Genomic DNA, 17,750 nt, shown 5'->3' on the forward strand with positions numbered 1-17,750 from the left:
TATGCTGCGGCCGCAAGGCGGCCGCGCTGGTTAACCTGGTAATGTTTCTTACTGTTTTTCGATCACGAGGTTGTCGATGGTTATCGGGGTTTCCACTCCGCTGTCGCAGCGGAACTGGATGAACGAAGTTGCGGTTCCCACACTGCTTTCGATCGTCACCTTGCCTTTGGATAGATCGCCATCCGCCAGCGCCAGTACCGCCTTTTCGAAAATTTTCGAACTGCCACCATGAATAGAGCTAGAGGAACTCGATGTGCTGTTATCCACATACACCTGGCACTTGCCACTACCGTCATCGGCGTTGTCGTTGGAAGTGACGTCGAAAGTGATGCGGTAAGGTGCACTCAGGTCCAGCTCACCATGGGTACTCGTATCATCAGCAGTAGTGGCCGAACTCGGTGCTGTATCGCCGGCTGAGAAACGTGCGTTGTAGAAATTCAGCGCACCACCAGCCAGAGTGATGCGGGTTTCACCACTGGTGACGTTATAAAACGGCGCAGCGCCGTCAGCTGCCAGGCTTTTGTAAGCCGCGGTAAAGAAGTCACTGGTAGCACCATCGCCATCGGTTGCCGCGAAAGCTTCGCTCAACAGGGCGCTGGAGCCTCCTTCTGACGAGGTATAGGCGCCCAGGTCGCCGATACTCGCGGGAAGTTTTCCTTTGAGCTCTTCTGCGCTCATGGCAGCCACCAGCGGATCGTTGCTCCACAGAATCCAGTCCACTTCGGCGAAATGACCGGAGCTGGAGTCCTCACCGATGCGCACACGGTTGGCGCCGGCACCGCCAGCGCGCCCGGTACCCACGATCGCGTCTCCAGATACACCGAGATTGAAGGTACTGGAGATATTTTCACCATCGCGATAGACGCGGGCGGTAACGTTGTTCGCACCCACTACCGCCGGGTCTTCCACGGTGTAGCTCACCTGATAGATGTGGTAACCGTGTTCCTCACCTTCCGCAGCCGTCATCACTACGTCAGCCTGGGTAGTGTCATCACTGCTGCTACTGCTGGCGCCGTTATTCATGAAGCGCTCCAGCTGAATTCGGCCCGCAGTGCCCTGGTCCGGACGCAGCAGCATTTTCACGCGGCTGTCGCTCGGGTTGGCAAATACGGTTTCCAGCTCCAGGCCGCGAGCGCTGCTTTTGGATACGTCCACACGCGCGATCAGGGTGAAGTGCTGCGGATACTGCTCGGCAAAGATACCGGTCAGATCACCTTTACTGCGCGCATCAGCGTCAGCGGTGCTGTCCAGTTTGGAAGTGCCGTTGTTGCTTGCTTTAAAACGCACTTCAGGTTTGCTGTCCGCTTCACCGGGGTAGCTCAGCTGACCTGGGGTGGAGGCATTCAGCAACAGGGCGCCGCTGGTGTCGGGAGATACACAGCCATCCCATACACTCCAACTGATATCGCCGGCGATATCGCTGGCAGTGGTGAGCACACAACCCAGGGGCGCAACCGGTGTGGCAGTGCCGGCAGCACTCCACTCGCTGTCGCCGACGTTATTGGTTGCACGCACCCAGACATAGTAGGCGGTACCGTTGGTCAGCTCCGTCAGGGTGGCACTGGTATCGGTCAGATCTTCCAGCAGAGTTGCACCACTGACATCATCACTGGTGCTGTAAGCCAGGTCATAGCTGATTGCCCCAAGAATACCGGTCCAACTAACGCTGAGCTGGGCATCACCGGTCAAAACGGTCGGCGCATCCGGCGCATCTGGCGCGGTGGCGGGCGTGAAAACGTTACACGCAGGCAGATCTGCCTGGCCATTTTCATCCTGATACTCCACCAGCAGATCGTCGATGATCACGGTGCTGCCACCTTCAACGCGGAACTGCAGGAAGGAGGTACCTTCGCCAACCAGTGCATCGACGGAGGCCCAGGTGCTCACGTCTTCACCACCCATGCGAGGGCTACCGGGCACGTTGATTTCAACACGCTTGCCGGCTTCCAGTTGAGTGACCGGCGCCTGGAAAATGCGCGAATCGTTGCCGGTCCAGAGAGAGTTGCCGGCACCGGAGGTATTATTATCCACAAACACCTGCAAGTTGCGGGTGCCGCTCGCCTCTTTCACACAGAAGGAAATTCGATAATCACGGCCAAGATCCAACTCACCCCAGGTGGCCAGGTCGCTAAGAGTAGTAGTGTCTTTCTTCGGGTCCTTGGCATCTTTTTCCGGCCGGGTCTGACCGGCAGTAAAGCGGCCGGTATTCAGCAGCAGGGAGGGGTTTCCATTGTCGCTGACGATACCCAGCTGACCCAGATTCACCGCGGGGCCATCCTCAGGGGTGTCATTCAGGAAGAAACAGCAGGTGGGATAGTAAAAGGACGGATGCGGATCATTGGGGTTACTGCCGCTGAGCGCCTTATACTCCGGGCTGAAAAAATATTCGGTGTCGGCCTCATCGAAATTCGCGAACAGGCCATCGCCAAAGTTTTCCGAGAGAATCGGTCCTTCGGAGGCACCACCGCCGGAAGAACTGCTGCTGGATGAACCGCCGCCAGAAGAACTGCTACTGGAAACCGGTGGCGGCGTGGTGATCACATTGCCTTCATTATTTGCATCAGTACCACCGCCGCCACAGGCGGTCAGGGTCCCCATAATACACAGCGCAAGTGCGGATCTCGCCCAAGGTAAAGGTTTCATACTCACCCCTTCTCTCTCATTTTCCGTCGTTATTTTTATGAGCCCGGGTCTTGCCGCCCGGAGAGCTTCCTGATGGTCGCGCTGTTTGAATTATTTAGCGCGCGGTTACCACCCAGGCCCAGCCATGATACTTATTGGTTTGGCAATGAAAGCAGATTGGTTAGGCATATTCAACCATTTGTGCCGACTGGTAATAACGGTGGTTATCACCGGCCTGACTAAAGTGTATTTGGCGCCATATATGCGCAAATAATGGGCAAAAACCGGGTTTTTCTGTAATAAAACTACAGAAATCGTGATGGGTATCGCAGGGAAATGCCGCCGCAGCGGCGTGGGCTTACCTAAAAAGCGGCCAGACCAACAGCGGGAACGACTGTATCGAATGAAATGCAAGCGTGACCTTCCTGCTGGGCAGCAACCGCAGCGCGGGTGTCCGTGGCCGCCAGCACCAGCAGAAAGGCCAGACCGATCACCCAACCTTTTTCTGCGAGCGTTTTTATTGGATTCATTATCTGCTCCGCGGAAAGTGTCGTTGTTATTGTGATGTCGGGCGGGCAGTCTTGCGCTGCCCGCCGCCGGATTCACAATCCCTGCAGCCGCACCTCAGGGTACGGCTTCGATCAGCAGGTCATCCACCACCACGGTGGCACCGCTCTCGGTTCTGAGCGTAATGAACGAGTTACTGCTGGCGGTGAGACCTGGCACGGTGTAGGCCTGTCCCGCTACCAGTTCGCTCAGGTAGATCTGGTGGAACTTGGAACTGGTTCCCCACAGGGAGTTGCTGCTGGACGACGTGTTGTTATCCACATATAACTGGAAATACTTGCTGGTATCCCCGCCCACACTCACCACCTTGAAGCTGATCTGCCAGGGCGCGCTCAGGTCAAAAACGCCGGTGTTGGCATCGCCGCTGGTGGTGCTCACACTCGGTGTACTGTTGCCGATGGACACGCGGGCGCCGGTCAGACTGAGCGCCCCGCTCTGCAGCTCCACGGTGCCGGTCACCCGGTAATACATGGGTGTGCCGTCACCCGGCGCGCCACTGAGATCGCGGTAGTTGTTGCTGAAGAAGTCCGCGGTATCGGTGGCAAAGTTTTCCGCATAGGGCAGCGCCACGTCCTCAATCAGCGGCTCCTCTTCTACCGGCACTTCACCTTCTGGTGTCACCGGCTCGGGAATTTCAAGACCCGACTGGTCGATCTTGCCGACGCCCGCATTGGCAATGACGTGCTCCTTGAGACCATCGGTCGCGTCGAGGGTATAGCCGTAGGGCACGGTGTAGCTGGAGGTGGATTCACCGTTTTGCGCGGTGATATCGGTGCCGCTGCCGGCGGTCCAGGTGACCCCGGTGCCGAACACGTTGCCTTTCAGGTTCCAGTAACCGATCACGTCCGAGTAAAAGGACACGATGGGATTCTGGGTATTCTCGAACACGTTGTGCTCGATCAGCATTTCCGCACCGGCGCGGGAGTTGATCGCCGTGGATTGGATATTGTTGTAGTAGTTGTTGTACACGTGGCCCTTGCCGTGGCGGTACAGCGGCACACGGGATTCCAGATTTTCGAAACGGTTGTGGTGGAAGGTCACCAGGCGATCGGTATCCGGATTGGTGTCGCTTTCGGTATGCCCGTGCAGGGAAGTTTTCCACGCGTCGTGCAGGTAGTTGTACGACAGGGTGATATAGCGCGCACCGCTTTTGGAATCCACCAGGCCATCGTAATAGTCCTTGCCCACAGACATGGAGTTGTACAGCTCACAGTGGTCGATCCAGATGTGGCTGGTGGTGGAGCCGTCGTCGTCCCCTTCGATACTGATATTGTCCTTTTCCTGGCCGGGCCAGGCTTCGTGGAACTTCAGGTTCTGCACGATGATGTTGTTGGCGCGGCGGATATACAGGCCGATACCGTCGAACTCGCCGTTTTCACCCACACCGATCAGCGACACATTATCCATATCGCGTACCTGGATATCAGTTCCGGTGCCGGTATTGAAATCGGTAATGGTGCCATCGATATAAATCGTGATCGGCTGACTTGCGTCCTTGGCCTCGTCCAGCTTCGCCTGCAGGTCGGCGCCGTTATTGACGGTGTAAACCAGCCCGCCGGCACCGCCGGTGAGATTGTAACTGTAGCCAGCAAAGCCGCCATCGGCACTGCCACTGCCGGAGGAACTGGAACTGCCGGACGAGCTCGAGGAACTGGACGAACTGGAAGAACCACCGCTGGATGAGCTTGAGGAAGAGCTGCTCGAACTGCTGGAGGAGCTGCCGCTGGAACTACTTGAAGAACTGCTGCTGGACGAGCTACTGGAGCTGCCGCCGTCGCTGCCACCACCGCCACAGGCGGTTAAGCCGGCGCAGAGTACCAGCGCCAGTAGTGTTTGCAATGAGGTTTGCATAACGCGTAATCCTGAACGTAAAAACCCCGCGCAATTCTGCGCGGGGGCTTTTGGGGTTTACTGGGACAGTTGAATATCTTCGAAAGTGAATGACTGATCGTCGTTGTACGGCGCGGCAAACAGGCCCACTTTTACGGAGGCCGGCAGACCGCTGAATGTATTCGCACCGAGCTGGGTGTAGGTCACACCGCCATCGGTGGAGACGTACACGTAGTAGGCCTGCCCCACTCGCTGCAGTTTGAAATAGAGGCTGTCACCGGGCACAACGGCAGCGCCGCTGGCTTTACCCCAACCGCCGCCGGCCGCAAGAATATGGCCGTACTGGGTTACCCACTCGGTGCCGGACATGTGCATACCTACATGGACCAGCGGAGAGGTGGTGCCCGCCGTGGCATCGCACTCACACATCATCAGCCCCACCGGGAACTGGTTGGCCGCGTAGTTACTACCCGCACTTTTCAGCTTTGCCGTCAGCACAAAGTCGCCTTCCACCTGCTGTGACACCAGATAGAAAGACTGCGCCATGGTTTCAAACTTGCCGTCGCTGGCGGTGAAGGTGACGCTGTTATCGGTCTGCGCACCGATGCTGCCAGTGGCCACGGTGGCGGAGGACTGGGCGCTATCACCCACCAGCAGGCCGTTGCCGCTCCAGGTTTCATCCGAACCGGCAGCAATGGCACAGTGGTCGTCACTGGTGTCTTCGGGGTACGGGTCCCAACCTTCGCCGCTGTTCCAGCCGGAGAAGATCTGCGCGCGCGAGCAGAAGCGGCTCGCCACTTCCTCCTCGCTCAGCTGGTAACAGCTGCCGGAAGTTCCGCAGCGGCCGCTCAGGTCCAGCGGGCTGCCGGCCAGATCGGTGCTGCCGTATTCGCGCCAGCCGGCATCCGCCGTGGCGGTTTTGGGGTTGGGTGCGGGCTGGCTGTTGATTCCTTCATAGGCCCAACCCTCTGCGGCCACGTGGGTATCCATGGCGGTATTGATGAAGGTGACATTGTCGTAGTACGTGCTGCTGCCACCGCTGCGCGCCAGATAGGTAGTGCCTGGCTGGATGGTGACGCCTTTCGGACCCGGGCCCTGGGTGAGTTTCGAATTCAGGAACACGAAACCGGGTGCGGCGGGATCCGGTGTGCGCGCCTGCAACAGGTAACCGCCGGTACTGGTGGCCTCGGTACTTTTGGAATCGCCGATAGAACGGATTTCTGTGTCTTCAAATACGGTAGCCGTGCTGTAACCCCAGATGAAATCCACGTTGCCCACCACCAGCGCATTGTGGAACCAGTTGTAGCCTTTCAGCAGCAGCGTGTCCTGCTCGGAGTAGAACGCGGCATCGCGCACAATCAGGCGGCCTTCGCTGTTGAAGTACAGGGTTTCCGCCTGGTCACCGGCACCGGTGCGCACGTGGGTGTTTTCGATACTGAGATCTTCCAGGGTGAGCATGTCCCCCCCCTTCACCAGGAACAGGCTGCGACCTTCACTGCCGCCGTTGAGCGCCTCGTAGTTTTCGTAATAAATGCGGGTCTGATCGGCGCCGGTGCCCTTGATGGTGAGGTTGTTTTTGCCGGCGAGATACAGCATTTCCCGGTAATCACCTTCGGCAACGGTAATGGTTGCCGCTTCGTCCGCGTCGACATTTTCCATCACATGGTTCAGCGCGCCCTGAACCGTGCGGAAGTCCGCAGCACCATCGTCATCCACGGTGATATTGGCTCCAGAGGGCAGCGCAGCGCGGGTGGTAAAATTCCAGCCGGCGTCTTTACCGAGACCCACGAAATCGCTGCCGTTCAGCTTCGCGCCCTGTACCAGCTCGGAACTGATCGCGACAAAGTATTCAACGCCGGGCTCCAGCACGTCGGTGTGCGGGGCGATGGTGAGGGTGTTGCCAGTGATCACAAACGGGGTGGCATTCAGGGTGCGGGTCTGTGCCTGACCTTGGTAGCCGAGGGTGTCGGTTTCACCACCGGCGCGGATGACATCCACTTCGGTGTTGTTGTCCGCACGGAAAATCCGCACGGAGCCGACGGTGTCGTTCAGTGTCGGCACATTATCGAACGTGATGCTGAGGCGGGTATCTTCATAGGCACCAGTGGCGCCGGGCATTGGGGTTACCAGCGCACCGATATCGCCGTACGTGGCGGTTGGCATTGCGAACGCCTTGGCCACTTCCACACTGATACTGCGCTGCAGGCTGCTGTCGGAACCACTGATGAAGGTCACCTCCGCAGTGCCCTCTGCCAACGGCGACAGTTTCACCAGGTTGCCGGCGACCTCGACGGCAACCACATTGGCATCGCTGGAAACTACCTCGAAGGTATCCACGGTAACACCATCGCTCTGCATCGCGGTGACGTTAACCTCTAGCGCCGGATCGCCGGCGGTAGCGGTCCAGCTGGGCTCCACATAATCGATGGTGAGCTGTACCGGTTTCACGGTGGGGTCACCCACCTTCACGTAATCCACTTCGAAGGAGCGGTTGTAGGTGAAGAAACCGATGCGTCCGGCGGTGGAATATTTATTGTCTTCGTCGGTATAGGTACCGAGTTCCTCACCGTCGAGGTACACGGTCACACTGTTGCCGACCATATCGTAGCGCACGGTGTACCAGCTTCCGTCGGTGCCACCCTGCTCACCGAGCAGCAATGGCTTTTTCGCCTGCACGGCACGGCTGATGGAACCGCTTACACCATTGTCGTCGGTACTGGCATAGCCCGCTTCTACCTGGGTGGATTCCGGGCTGCCCTGCATATTCAGGCCGCCAAAATACCACTGCAGCGGACCCTGGTAGCGGCCGACGCCGTACAGGTATTTGTTACCGGTATTGCCGTTGTTGCGCGGGCGGATGCGATACTCCACAAAGTAATCCGCGGGCACACTGCCAAACACGCCCTCTTTCACCAGGATCAATTCACCCTCGCGCAGGTTTTCTCCGCGGGTGCCGGCGGTAAAGCGCAGTGATTTGCGATCGCCCTCGTCGAGAATATCGAATAGGCCTGGATCGGCGAGACCGTAGCCGTCAATCAGCGCATCCCAGTTACTGGCGAATTCGCCATCTTCAAAGTCATCGCAGAAATACAGACCGGTTTCCGGACAGCTAAAGGTGACGGGCTCCGGCTCGGGTTCCGGCTCAGGCTCGGGCTCAGGCTCAGGCTCAGGCTGGGGTTCAGGCTCCGGCGTCACTATCGGATTTAGCTCCACCAGTTCTTTTTTGCTGCCGTCGTCACTACAGCCAGCCAGCAGGCTGCCGAGCAATGCGGCCATCAATGCGCCGTGTACTCTCATCGAACACTCCTAAATTGCAATTTTATTGTTGTTACCCGGCCTGCGCCGGTGCTGCCCTCACTGCCCTGCCGAATTACAACTTTCCCCAATTGATTTCCGGCAAGACAAATGACTATGGCGACGAAAAATGTCGGGATTTTGCGCCCGACAAAGTCCTGTCAAAATTCGATGTTGAACCGCCCTCTTAAAGGCGCGATAGCAACGGACAAACTATTTGGAACATCTCTGGCAGCGCACTGGTGTTCGCCATACTGGCAAAAACCGACATCGCGGTGTATGTACCGGCGGACATGCAAAATTCAGCGCGCGGATGGTGCTGTCATCGTGGTAAGCGAGGAGACTGTGGTAAGCACAAAAGACGGAGGTCAGCGGAATGGCTCATCATGTTCATCTTTGTATCTTTTTTGAGTTTTTATTATTTTCTTCTGGCCAAAATTCCTTTTTCCGGAAACGGCCAAGCAAGTGCCCCCGCCAGCGAAAGGCAAGAGAAGCACTTCGATTCAATCAATCATTCGATCATTCGAAAGACCATCGCCACCCCGTTCCGGGGCCAGATGTCTTCGATATTGGTTTGCCATAGTTGTCACTTTAGGTCTTCAAAAATCCATAATTGGCAATACCAAAAACGAATATCAGGTTAGTCCAACCGATTGAATGTGTAAAGCCTGTCGGCAGGTGCGGCCTGCCAATTGGCGCCAATTATTACGCCAGCCAGATCCCGCAGCGGGTACAAAAATTAGCCAGAATTGTTTTACGCGGCGCCAGTTCCACGCGCTATCGCGATTTCAAAAAACAAAAGTAATCGTATGTCACTCATGACAGTCTAATCCTCACCGCGCTTTAGCAACGCTCATTTCACTCACCCCAATCCCAACCAGGATGTAAACGCAGCCACGCTTTGGCGACCCCCGCACGTTTGCGGGTACCAATCGGCGCCCTTATCCGTAGATCAGCGCAGCGACCTCTATACTGATTTTTTTCATGCCGCCGGGGGTGGAAACACTACGACAGACCCGAGCACGAAAATTAATTCGCCGCTTAATCGGTTTAATCCGGAATTTGGTTGCGTCATCTACAGCGGTGTGAGTGCTCGAAGGGAAAGGCTGTGACAGTTATCAAACGGAAGGGAGGAATAGAAATGGATTCGACACGACGAAAAATTACCGCGCAAGTAGCATTGATTTTTTCCGGCGCAATTATTTTTTCTTGGACAGCGCCAGCCACCGCACAAGATGCCGGGCCATTGAACAGTCCCGTTCGAAGCCAGGACCCCGCAACCTTCAAAAACCCCGCCGTGCTCAATCATTTACTCCCTCACATCTGGCAGGGCAAAAATTTGGCGTTTACTGAAGCCGCGCCAACGGTTGCCAAAGCCCAAACCGAATACGCCAGGATGATGCCGGAGTCGATTCAGGAGGTTGTTAAAGACAAGATCTACCACGCCTACGGTTTTCAAATCGCCTCCACCCTGATAGTGATCGGCGATAACGGCCTGATCATCGTTGACCCGGGTTCCGACGATGACAGCGCCAGGGCAACACGGGAAGCATTTATCAAAGCAGTACCGACGGCAGCAAATCTTCCGGTGACCGCAGTTATCTACACCCACCGCCATCCGGATCACGCATTCGGCTCCGCGGGATGGGGCGTCACTCAGCAGGACATTGATGCAGGCAAGGTAAAAATTATTGCGTCGGAAAATTTCGTCGACAATCTGGTAAACGATGTCGGGGTGGTGGGCAATATTCTGACCCAGCGCACCGCCTACGCCGGTGGCTACCCCGCGCAGGGTGCCAAAGGGCTGGTGCACGCGGCCATCGGCCCGACGTTTTCTGCAGGACCGATCTCCTTCTTCATGCCAACCGACCTGGTATCCGAGGGCAAGCCTCTCAAGCTCAATATCTCCGGTGAAAACCTTGAAGTGTTTCACGCGTATGGCGATGCCGACACCGACGAAATCGATGTTTATCTTCCGGACTATCGCCATGTGCACGGCTCGGAAACCATTCAGGGGGAGACCTTCCCCAACCTGTATACCCTGCGCGGCACATCCTACCGCGATGTCGCGGCATGGATGGACGGCGTAGACATCTTGCTGGGTTACGCAAAAAACTCCGATACCTATTCCGGCTCCCATATGCGGGCCTGGAAAGGCAATGATTTTATCGTCGACAGGATTCGCAACTACCGCGATGCCATCCAGTATGTGCACGACCAGGCCATTTACTGGACAAACCTGGGGTATACCCGCGATGAACTGGCCGAGAAAGTCATCCTGCCTGAACCCTACGCCAGCGACCCCTGGTTACAGGAGTACTACGGCACCGTCGCCCACTCGGTGCGCAACATTTATGGTGGCTATATCGGCTGGTGGGAAGGCGACCCGACCCAGCTGGCACGTCCGGCACCCAAGGCCACGTCGCAGCAGTATGTTCGCGTGATGGGTGGCAGAGATGCAGTGTTAAAAGAGGGGCGCAGCGCTATTGACCAGAAAAATTATGGCTGGGCTGCAGAGCTGTTGACGCACCTGGTCAATGCGGATCCAACCGATATGGATGCGCGCAAACTGAAAGCGGAGGCGCTGCGAAACTGGGGCTATCTGCAGACCAATATCTATTGGCGTATGTACGGGATCTCCGGTGCCCAGGAACTTGACGGAACCATTGATCGCTCCCAGCCGTGGAACTTTGCCGACCCGGCTATCGTAAAAGTGCTGCCCACCACCGCCCTGCTTAAAACCATGAGCGTGCGCCTGAACGCGGAGCGCGCCGGTGACGCGGTAATGAAAGTTCAGTTCATCGTGTCCGACACCAATGAACAGGGTGGATTCGAGGTGCGCAATAAAATCGCGGCCTATAGCGAAGACAAGCTGGACAAGCCCGACGTGACCATTCGCGGACCCAAGACGGCCATCCTGCAAACCATTGCCACTGGCAAGCTGGCGGATGGACTACAGGTGTCCGGCAACAAATCGACGGCCAGCAAATTTCTCGGCCTTTTTGACCTGATTACACCGAACGACGTCAACCTGGTGCTGCCGCCGGGCACTCCACTGAAACCTTGAGCGATCACTTGTAACGATCTTCCGGATAAAAAAAGCCCATTTGCCGGCTGGCAAATGGGCTTTTTATTTCAGGCGTATCTAGCGGGACTCGTTACTGGCAGGCAACTTCCCCCAGGCCAATCACATAGCTCTGGTCGTAACCGAGCGGTGAGTTAAACGGAATCTCGCCATTTTTACCGGCGGTGGCGCTGACGTAGTCCGCCAGTGCCTGGCCAGCCGGACGACCTTCCGCAGTAATCACGTCGCGAGAGTACTGGGAGTAATCCATCTTGAGATCCGCAACACTGCCGGAGGCGCTGACGATGTCGTACACCAGAGACGGATCCAGGTTGCACGCCGCATCGGAGAACCACACCTTGCTGCCCTCACTGCGGAAGTTGCCGCCGTCGACATCACGGGCCAGCTCTTCACCGCGCTCGGTGAGCGCCTGCACCACATCGTCTTTTTCCTGATGGATGCTGTTCATCAGGAACATGTTGTCTTCCCACAGCACGCTCGCGCCGACGCGTACACTGAGGATGTCCTTGCGATAGTTCATGAACAGGTTGTCGAACATGTGCGTGGTGCCGCGACGGATCAGCGGTACGCGACGCAGGGTGTTGCCCAGGTAGCTGTAGTGATCGTCAGTGGTGACAAACGCGTTGTGATGCATGGTGGTGCGGATCTGCTCGTTGATGGTCCGGCTGTCGCTGGAACCGTGCAGCGCCGCGCGCTTCACATTCACCAGTTTGTTGAACGACATGGTGATGTTGTAGGCACCCACTTTCACATCAAACGCCGAGTCACCGGTGGTGTCGAAGGTGTTCTTGTGAATCCAGATTTCGTGGGACGCACCGGTACTGCGGATCATGTCCGGATCGAGCTCGTGGTCCTCGGTGTGACCGGCGCCGCGGAAGTCCAGGTGGGTCAGGATCACATGCTCGGAGGTCATGATCGGTGTGCCGCTGCTGTCGGCGCCGATGGCAAAACCGTTGAAGCGGAAGTAGGCATTCGCCTGGCGACCGTCGAGGGTTTTGTGCGATCCGATTTTGGTGTTGCGAATCGGCAGCGTGCTGTCGTTCAGGCGATTATTGAAGAACTCAACAAGGCACGCATCCTGGTCACTGTAGCCGTTGTCGTCACACCACTGGTGGTAGTCGATACACTGCGCTTCACTGCCACCGATTGCCGCCTGCACCGAAGCGTCGCCACAGAAGTTGCGGTACATCGCCACTTCGGTTTCACTGGCAAATTCGAACTTGTCAAACACGATCCAGTTCGGTTCATCACCGGTGACCGCATCGAGGATCTGCTGTTCGACGCTGCGGCCCTGCGCATCGTTTTTGGTGATCACGGTCAGCTGGCTGTTGCCGTCGGGATCGTAACCGCCCATGGCATTTTCACCGTAACCCACCGCGCGTCCCAGGGTCTGGAACAGGCACTCGACAATGTCCTGATCGCTGGTGAGTTCACTGGAGTCGCGCCAGTTCACGTTCGGGTCGGTGGCCAGAATGTAACAGGCATTGCTCACCTCGGTGGACGGGAAGGCACCGCCAGAGGACGTGCCACCGGAGGAGGACGAGGAGCTGCTGCCGCCGGAGGAACTGCTGGAGGAAGAGCTGCTGCCACCGGAAGACGAGCTGCTGGAGGAGGAGCTGCTAGTGCCGCCGGAAGAGCTCGAACCGCTGGAAGAGCTACTCGAAGAAGATGAGCCACCGGCACAGTCGCCCGCCACCGGCTCAACTCCGGTCACTGAGAGGCTGTCGATATTGGCGAGCCCGTTGCCGCTGGTCGCCTGCAGGCGGATCTCGTTGTAACCGGCGCTCAGGGTCACGCTAACCGATCCGGTGGTGTAGCTGGTCCAGCCACCGCTCTCGCCCATTGCAATGGAGGTCGCGCTGGCACCATTTACCAGAACATCGGCGGGGCGATCACCGGAGCCGTTGGCATAGCGGAATTCCAGCGTGTAGACGCCCGCGGCGGGAACCACCACTGACCAGTCGACACCGGTGCCGCTCGCGTTTTCGGTATTGGCATAGCCGAAACCGGTGTAGCCGCTATGCTCGGTTTCCAGCGCACCGTCTACGGCGCAGAAGCCGGCTTCCGCTTCCTGCAACACCAGGGTGGATACGGTACTGCCACCGCCCGAGCTGCTGGACGAGGAACTGCTGCTACCGCCGGAGGAAGATGACGAGGAGGAGGAAGAACTCACCTCGCCGGTTGCGTTGTACACCTCGAACTCGGCGATGTACGGCGCACTGCTGGCACTGTCGATTACCAGGTTGATCTTGGCCATGGACACATCGCCCAGATACACCTGCATCTCACTGCCGATACCGCTGCCGGACGCCAGCTCTTCGCCGGTGTCGTTGTTCACCAGGCGCCAGTTCTGCACCACATTCCCATTCTCGCGAATGATCACGGTGTTGAAGCTGGTGGCGCTGCTCCACTTGATGGAGATGCGCTCACCGCTGGCAGAAGACGGCTGCCAGGCAGAGGTCAGGTCGCCATCGCGCACGTCGCCGTAGCTGCCGCTGCCCTTGCTGGAACCGTCGGAGCCGGCGCCGATGGACAGGTTCGCACCAAGATCGGTGGGCACGCTGCCGCCCGAACTGCCAGTACCGCCGGAGGAACTACTGGAAGAGGAGCTGCTACTGCTGGTAGTACCGCCGGAAGAGCTGCTGGAACTGCTGGAAGAACTGGAGCTGCCGCCGGAGGAACTGCTGGACGAACTGCTGCTTGAGGAACTGCCGGAGGACTGGCAGTTGCCGTCGGAAGTCAGCAGGCCCTTGTTGGCGCCCGCCGCGGCGAGCACGATCTGCGGTACGCAGCCGGCGTCATCCAGTGCGTAACTGTAGGGAATGCTCAGCGTGGTGGTGGATACCGGATCCGGTCCCGCCGGGTGGTTGTCGGTGGCCTCTTCGGTCCAGGTGACGTTGGAGAAGATATTGCCACTCACGTCCCAGTAACCCATATCGTCGGTGTAGAAGGTACCGAGCGGGTCATTGGAATCCTCGAAGTAATTGTTTTCCGCTTTCATGATGCCGCCGATGCGCGGGTTCATGCCGGATTTGTTCAGGCTCACATAGTGGTTGTTGAACGCATGCGCGGTGGCGTGGCGCAACAGCGGCGTGCGCGAGTCGATGTTCTCGTACAGGTTGTGGTGGAATGTCACCGGGCCGTTGTTGTCGTCGCTGTCGCTGGAGCCGACGAGACCGCCGCGGCCGGAGTTGCGCAGAATGCTGTAGGACAGGGTCACGTACTTGGTGGTGGCCTTCATGTCGAACAGCGCATCGTAACCGTCGCTCTCGCCGCCGGATGCTTCAAGCGTGAGGTGATCCGCCCACACGTTGTACACGTTGGTTTCCATACCGATGGCGTCACCGCCGTTGGAAGTGGGGGAACCGGATTTCTTCACATTCCGCACGTGCAGGTTCTGCAGAATGATGTTGGAGGAGTTGCGCAGGTGGATGCCCAGTTCGTCGAACAGCGCACCGTTGCCGACACCGATGAGCGAGACGTTGCTCACCTCCTTGATTTCAATCACGCCGTCGGCGGTATTGCAGCTGTCGCCGGAAACCTTGCTGGTGTTGCCGTGATTGATGGTGCCCTCAACGTGAATGATGATCGGGGTATCGCTCGAGGGGCGATTGCACAGGGCCGCGTGGATTTCGGTACCGGTGGTGGCGTACACCACATCGCCGCCGGCGCCGCCGGTGGTACCGCCGTTCAGGGTCGCGTAGCCCACTGGCTGCGCCACCGCTCCGGCAGCCATAAAGCTACCCAGCAGTGCGCCGAGCACGACTGTTTTTTTCAGCTCAAATTGCATGTGACCTTCCGTTTATTTTTTTATCGAGAAGATATTTTTCAGACGACCGGCCACGGGCGCGCACTCCGCGGGGGAGTGACCCGAAAGCTAATGCCCGGAATACAACTTGAGGGGATAGCAGAACCAATCATCATCGCTGTGGGAGGCGGGTACCGCGGCACCATCCCGAGTGTTCGGCTTGCCATTATTGTTATACCGCTTGATTAATTGGCAATACCAAAGAACACAGAGAGGTTAGGCAACATGGCCGGACCTGTAAACGGCAAGGCCGGGGTCAAATGCACGAAGTGTGATTGCTCGCACCTAAACAGGGAAACTTTCCGGCCAAATGGCGCGCAAAGCAACTCAAAGCATTCTGGAGAGGTGGCCCTACAATAATTGGACTTGCCAAAGTTATATGACCAGGGGCCACGAAAACGCCTCGAAGAGCGCCCCCCGAAATTTCCGGCCGCGCCTGCGCAGCGCGCTTCGGGGCATCTGAATGCGCCAGATTTCAGGCAAAAAAAAGCCGGGCTGAAACAGCCCGGCAATACATCCTGATGATGATGCGAGGAAATCAATGAAACAGATTGAACTACAGCCGCGTTAAATCGAGGTGCACATCCCCTCTCGCGCAGCCCCTGGTTTTACCACGCAGGGTTACTCGATCAATCCCAGCGCACGCGGCAGAAACTCGCTGATACCCGGTACCAGGGTAACCAGTGCCAGCACCACAAACATCATGAGGTACATGGGCATCAGCGGGCGAATCAGCGCGGTGATTGATGTTTTGGAAATACTCGCCCCCACGAACAGCACGCTGCCCACCGGCGGTGTACACAGGCCGATACACAGGTTCAGGATCATCACGATACCGAACTGCAGCGGCGACATTCCGAGCTCGGTGACCACCGGCAGGAAGATGGGGGTAAAGATCAGCACCGCCGGGGTCATGTCCATGAACGCACCCACGGCCAGCAGAATCAGGTTGATGGTGAGCAGGATCAGCAGCGGGTTGTCGCTGATGGTGATCAGCGCCTGGCTGATGGTCTGCGGAATGTTCTGGTAGGACATGATCCAGGACATGGCGGAGGAAGCGGCGATCAGGAACATCACAATCGCAGTGGTCTCAACGGACTTGGTCAACAGGGCCGGCAGCTCGCCCCACTTCACTTCCTTGTACACCACACAGGACAGCAGCAGCGAATAGAGCACCGCAACCGCGCTGGCCTCGGTGGCAGTGAAGAAACCGCTGATGATGCCGCCGATCACAATAAAGATCAGGAACAGGCTCGGTACCGCATCCAGGGTTTTCTGCAGGGCAAATTTCAGCGTCGGCTTTTCGCCTACCGGATAGCCCTTGGCCTTGGCCCAGATGCCGCACACGATCATCAGACCCAGTGCCAGTAGCAGACCCGGCAGGTAACCGGCGATAAACAGCGCGGCGATGGACACACCGCCGGACGCCAGCGAGAACACGATCAGGATGTTGCTCGGCGGAATCAGCAGACCGGTGGTAGAGGAAGCCACGGTCACCGCGGTGTTGAAGTTCTTGTCGTAACCCTCTTTGGTCATGGACGGAATCATGAAACCGCCGATGGCCGAGGTGGCCGCCACTGCAGAACCGGAGATGGAACCGAACAGGGTGCAGCTGATGATGTTCACGAACGCCAGGCCACCGGGCAGCATGCCCACCAGCACGCGCGCGAAGTCGATGATGCGCCGGGCGATACCGCCGCTGCCCATCAGCATGCCGGAGAAAATAAAGAACGGAATGGCGAGCAGCGCGAAGCTGTCGATACCGCTGGCCATGCGCTGGGCCATGGTGATCATGGCCGGATCAAAATCGATGGTGCACAGCATGGTGAGCACGGTGGCCGCACCAATACTGATGGAAATGGGTACGTTCAGGGCGAGCAGGATCAGGAAACTGACCAGCAGTACGATAACGGCGACTTCCACGGTGGCTCTCCTCGCTTACGCTTCTGCAGCAGCGGAAGGCTGCTTTTGTTTTTCTTGTTGCTCGCGCGCCACCTGTGCCTGAATCTCCTCCGCCTCCTCGGCGTAGGGGTGCACACTGGAATCGAATTCGGCGGGCAACTCCTGCTTCGCGCTGACCAGTTCAATCAGCTGGTCGATGGAAAACAGGCAGATCAGCAGGCCGGACAGCGGCAGCACACTGTAGACATAACCCATGGGGATGTTCAGGGCCGCGGAATACTGCTCCAGCTCGAAGGTGAGCAGCATCAACTTCGAACCGCCGTAGACCATGGCGGAAGCGGCGAAGGCAAAGCACACCAGCACCACGAAAATCTGCACGGTTTTGCGCGCAGCGCCGTGCAGTGCGTTGGTGAGCAGGTCGATACCCAGGTGGGATTTTTTGCGGAACGCGTAGGCGCCGCCGAGGATGCCGATCCACACCAGCAGGTAGCGCGCCAGCTCTTCCGTATAGGAACTCGGCTGCATCGGCAGGAATCGGGTGAGGATCTGCCAGGTGACGTCCACCACCATCAGCGCCAGCAGTGAGCCGAGCGCAAAGGCCAGTGCCTTTTCAATTTTTTGCATCATCTTCGCCATCCACTT

General features: G+C 57.8%; 8 protein-coding genes. 1 reads left to right on the plus strand and 7 read right to left on the minus strand.

From position 1 onward, the window contains the following. Positions 1-48: 48 nt before the first annotated feature. The 4 genes from R5R33_RS07960 to R5R33_RS07975 form a co-directional block, all read right to left on the minus strand. Positions 49-2,643, minus strand: coding sequence for a fibronectin type III domain-containing protein (locus R5R33_RS07960; protein WP_318955489.1), 2,595 nt, complete (start codon positions 2,641-2,643; stop codon positions 49-51). Positions 2,644-2,984: 341 nt separating this feature from the next. Then, positions 2,985-3,152 (minus strand): hypothetical protein, encoded by a 168-nt coding sequence (locus tag R5R33_RS07965; RefSeq protein ID WP_318955490.1) that lies wholly within the window; start codon positions 3,150-3,152, stop codon positions 2,985-2,987. Between the two features lie 94 nt (positions 3,153-3,246). Beyond that, entirely contained in the window at positions 3,247-5,040 is a 1,794-nt protein-coding gene (locus tag R5R33_RS07970) for a pectate lyase family protein (protein WP_318955491.1), read from the minus strand. A gap of 57 nt (positions 5,041-5,097) precedes the next feature. Continuing rightward, positions 5,098-8,316, minus strand: coding sequence for a pectinesterase family protein (locus R5R33_RS07975; RefSeq protein WP_318955492.1), 3,219 nt, complete (start codon positions 8,314-8,316; stop codon positions 5,098-5,100). Between the two features lie 1,336 nt (positions 8,317-9,652). Here R5R33_RS07975 and R5R33_RS07980 point away from each other — a divergent pair. Further along, on the plus strand, positions 9,653-11,380 hold the full coding sequence (locus R5R33_RS07980; protein ID WP_318955493.1) for an alkyl sulfatase dimerization domain-containing protein: 1,728 nt from the start codon (positions 9,653-9,655) through the stop codon (positions 11,378-11,380). 91 nt (positions 11,381-11,471) lie between these two features. Here the strand turns inward: R5R33_RS07980 and R5R33_RS07985 are convergent, their stop codons facing one another. The 3 genes from R5R33_RS07985 to R5R33_RS07995 all read right to left on the minus strand — a co-directional run bounded on the left by R5R33_RS07985 (position 11,472) and on the right by R5R33_RS07995 (position 17,735). Then, the gene (locus tag R5R33_RS07985; protein ID WP_318955494.1) at positions 11,472-15,188 is read right to left on the minus strand and encodes a pectate lyase family protein; all 3,717 of its coding nucleotides are present in this window, start codon (positions 15,186-15,188) and stop codon (positions 11,472-11,474) included. 639 nt (positions 15,189-15,827) lie between these two features. Then, positions 15,828-17,129, minus strand: a complete 1,302-nt coding sequence (locus R5R33_RS07990; RefSeq protein WP_318955495.1) for a TRAP transporter large permease — start codon at positions 17,127-17,129, stop codon at positions 15,828-15,830. Positions 17,130-17,144: 15 nt separating this feature from the next. After that, positions 17,145-17,735, minus strand: a complete 591-nt coding sequence (locus R5R33_RS07995; protein ID WP_318955496.1) for a TRAP transporter small permease — start codon at positions 17,733-17,735, stop codon at positions 17,145-17,147. Between the last annotated feature and the right edge of the window lie 15 nt (positions 17,736-17,750).

The organism is Microbulbifer pacificus, from assembly GCF_033723955.1.
GTDB lineage: Bacteria > Pseudomonadota > Gammaproteobacteria > Pseudomonadales > Cellvibrionaceae > Microbulbifer > Microbulbifer pacificus.

Bases quoted from the DNA above. Each gene is read 5' to 3' on its own strand.
- R5R33_RS07960 (WP_318955489.1), bottom strand. From the start codon at position 2,643: ATGAAACCTTTACCTTGGGCGAGATCCGCACTTGCGCTGTGTATTATG.
- R5R33_RS07965 (WP_318955490.1), bottom strand. From the start codon at position 3,152: ATGAATCCAATAAAAACGCTCGCAGAAAAAGGTTGGGTGATCGGTCTG.
- R5R33_RS07970 (WP_318955491.1), bottom strand. From the start codon at position 5,040: ATGCAAACCTCATTGCAAACACTACTGGCGCTGGTACTCTGCGCCGGC.
- R5R33_RS07975 (WP_318955492.1), bottom strand. From the start codon at position 8,316: ATGAGAGTACACGGCGCATTGATGGCCGCATTGCTCGGCAGCCTGCTG.
- R5R33_RS07985 (WP_318955494.1), bottom strand. From the start codon at position 15,188: ATGCAATTTGAGCTGAAAAAAACAGTCGTGCTCGGCGCACTGCTGGGT.
- R5R33_RS07995 (WP_318955496.1), bottom strand. From the start codon at position 17,735: ATGATGCAAAAAATTGAAAAGGCACTGGCCTTTGCGCTCGGCTCACTG.